At 61.2% G+C, this 823-nt stretch carries 1 pseudogene; it reads right to left on the reverse strand.

What is annotated here, in order from left to right:
- Window positions 1-90: 90 nt before the first annotated feature.
- Window positions 91-823: pseudogene (locus tag AWB66_RS32615) on the reverse strand (IS5 family transposase); the annotation flags it as partial.

The following is an 823-nucleotide window of genomic DNA, read 5'->3' on the forward strand; positions in this document are numbered from 1 at the left end:
CCATCGTCATCTGCATCGCGCTGGACTGCTGCCGTTCGCGTCTTGGCAAGCACAGCAGCGCGCTCGCGGTACGCGCTTGATCTTCCTGGCTCAATACAGCGCCTTGCGCACCATCCACAGATTGGCCAGCGCAAACTGCGTCTCGATCTGGGCCGTGTTCTTCTTCATACCGCGGTACCGCGCCTTCAGATATCCGAACTGACACTTCAGAACTCGGAACGGATGCTCCACCTTCGCTCTCACCTGCGCTTTCAGCCGTTCGATCTTCTCGTAGATCCCGTCGAGCCGCTTGCTCTTGTCCAGCTTGCGCCGCTTGCTCGGCCTCATCGCAACGTGCCACGCGACCGCTCCCGTTTCGCCTCGCTTCTCGATGCCTTGATAGCCCGCAATCGGCAAAGGCAATCTGCTCCTCGCCGTGCAGCAACGCATGCGCCACCGTGATGTCATGAACGTTCGCCGACGTGCACTTCACGCTGTGCACCAAGCCCGAGTCCGCATCGACTCCAATGTGCGCTTTCATGCCGAAGTGCCAGCTGCCACCTTTTTGCGTCGAGTGCATCTCCGGATCGCGCGTGCCGGGCTTCTTGATCGAACTCGGTGCGGCGATCAGGGTCGCGTCGACCGCCGAGCCACCTTGAGCATCAAGCCCTTCGCCTACAGGATCTCATTGACCGCGGCCAGCATCGCAGCCGACAGCTCGTGCGCTTCGAGCAAGTGCCGGAATCGCAAAATCGTGCTCTCGTCGGGCAGTCGCGTCATGCCCGAATCCAGCAACGCGAACTCCCGATACAGCGGTATGTCGTGCAGCGCTTCCTCCATCGCC

This window comes from Caballeronia telluris (genome assembly GCF_001544495.1).
Classification (GTDB): Bacteria; Pseudomonadota; Gammaproteobacteria; order Burkholderiales; family Burkholderiaceae; genus Caballeronia; species Caballeronia telluris.